This window comes from Thermogutta sp. (assembly GCF_039793925.1).
GTDB lineage: Bacteria > Planctomycetota > Planctomycetia > Pirellulales > Thermoguttaceae > Thermogutta.
On the sequence record NZ_JBAMME010000339.1, the window covers coordinates 1 to 2,360 of the forward strand.

The window sequence follows — 2,360 nt, forward strand, 5'->3', positions numbered from 1 at the left end:
GGCTGCACCACCTGGCGGAAGTTGGCCCGGATGGCCGCCTCTTCCAGGGCATCCGAGTTTCCCCGGTTGGCCTCGGCGTAGGCTCCTGTGAGCAGCCGACGGGGGTAGAGGTACTCATAGGCCCGGGCATAGAGACTCCGCTTGAGATGGTTCAGGTTATCCTTGCGGCCCTCAAAGAGGCTCCGATGCTCCAGGAGCCACTTTTTCAGGGCCAGGAGTTCCGGGAACTCCGCTTCTCGCCGGTAGTCGCTGGCATCCCGCAGCACTTTGCTTTTCCACTCCTCAAAGCCCGCTTCCACGTCGTCGTAGTACTGGATGTGCCCCAGGAGCAGGCGAGGGTACTTCTCATAGCTGGTGGGCCGCTCGCTCAAGAAGAGCGGCAGCAGGTCGCCCCCCAGCCTATCCAGGGCGCGGAAAAGGAGCCCGCAGAATTCATCCAGTTCGGCGGTGTTGACCTGTCTTGGCATGGTTTCACCTCCTTGGTTTTTTCTTTACAATCGCTTGAGTTGCTCGATCAGCTTCAAATACTCTGTCCCATCTATCACCCCCGTTCCTTTGATGAATTCATTGGAAAGCCGCCTGTAGGGAGCCTCTCGCAGGTCATCCTCACCTCGGAGTGGGGAATCCCGCAGAACTTTGGAGAACATGCCCAAGGGATCCTCCTCCAGCCGTTCGGCCAGCAGGATCCAATCGGCCAGGAGGGAATGGCCTTCCCGGTATTTGGCCACCCGCCGGGCAAAATTGACGATGGCGCTGTAGCGGCGCAGGGCTTCGTCGGCATTCTCGGCCTTACCCTGGACGTAGAAGGTGTTGGGGTCGAATCCGCCAGGAGCCAGGGTGGGCACGGACTGGAAATAGTATGGCCCATCGCAGCCGCACAGTTTGCGCAAGAGGGCCAGCAGGGTGAAAGCGGCCAGGCGGCTGCGGGAGAAGTGCCGCTGGACGAAATCCAAGGCCTCGTCCCGGCCCGGCTGGAGTTGGGGCAGGATGAAGGCCAGCAGGCGGTAATGGCCCACCCCCAGGGGCAGGACCTGCGCCTGCACTTCCGTGCGCATCTGGCCCAGGGTCTCCAGGCCGGGTAACATCGCATCGTCGGCGAACAGGGCGGCGAAGGCTTCTTCCTCAGAGCTGGCAGCCTCGCCTGCTGCCTGACGCTCTTGAGCCCGTCGGGCCAATTCTTCGCGGATGTACTCCATCGAGAAGAAGCGTTTCTCCTCTTGCGCTCGGCTGCGGAAAGAGCCGATCAAATCGAACAAGTCGTCAATCACAGCGGCGAGACGCTGTGTTTCCGCGTCGTCGTGGCGGCCGTAGTGGAAGACCAGGTTGTACAGACGGGGTAGTTGAGGTAGCTTCCCTCCTACTGAAGCCGGCCCAGAACCTAGTACCCTCTGCAACAAGTAAGACGATAGAGCACACTTGGCACAAATGATGGGATCCTTCCCCCGATTGGGTTTCTTAGCGCTTTCGTTATTGAAGCGGTGAGCGTTGCTGCCGACAATGATATACTGGTCCCGTACTCTGGGGAAACGCATCCCGCATAAACGGCAGCTTACCTCTTCCTCAACAACTGTTGGGGTAGCAAGCATAGCCTGTCCCATCTGAGCGCCCGTCAGAACCTCGCTCAAGAACTGATCGGGCGTTATCTTCATCAACTTCTTGTCCTTGCGAATAAAACCTAGCAACCATTCATCTCCACCTCGCTCAATCTCTGTCTGGAAGTGGGCAAGGAGTTCTACCAACAGGCTTTGAAGTTCCTCTCTGGAGTATTGGCCGGTGTCAATCTTGTCCTTGATCTCTTTCTTGGTGACTTCTTCAATAGCAAAGACTCTGGCGACCCTCTCGGCAGGCACCACCCTGTACACATCAACGAGTCTGTACAGGAACATGGCAAAGCTCTGAGCATCGCCCAGCCCACTGCTGGTTTGACCGTAAAAGAAAGAGAGGGCAGCCATGGCCCTACGAGCATTTCTGTCAAAGTCCTCTTCCGCGAGGAGCCTTTGTATCTGTCTACGTACCCCCTGCTCCAGAGGCTTGGCCAAGAAATGCGGGACAGAATACACAGGAAACGGCTCGAACTCGCTCTTCTCAAAAGTGAACATCCGCTTCAACTCGCCATGAATACCCCTGACCGGGTCTTCGTCGCCGAAGTAAAGATCGGGCAGGCTGGCGAGCACCTCTTGACGGAAGCCCTCGGCCACCTCCTCGAGAGCCGCTCGGCCATGGTAGAGGTAGTAGTAGTTCTCCAGGTCGTTGGCCAGAAGGGCCATGCGCCCCAGGCCGTTCTGCTCCACGGCCCGCATCAGGGCCTTGCTCAGGAAGTCGTTCAGCAGCACATTGCCCAGGAAGACCTCCTCCCGCCG

General features: G+C 58.5%; 2 protein-coding genes. Both read right to left on the reverse strand.

The genetic code is table 11. The features are described from left to right. Window positions 1–467, reverse strand: a 467-nt coding sequence (locus ABJK56_RS18330) for a hypothetical protein (protein WP_347246131.1), incomplete at its 3' end; no start/stop codon positions are given. Window positions 468–491: 24 nt separating this feature from the next. Beyond that, the coding region (locus tag ABJK56_RS18335; protein ID WP_347246132.1) for a hypothetical protein at window positions 492–2,360 on the reverse strand (1,869 nt) is incomplete at its 5' end.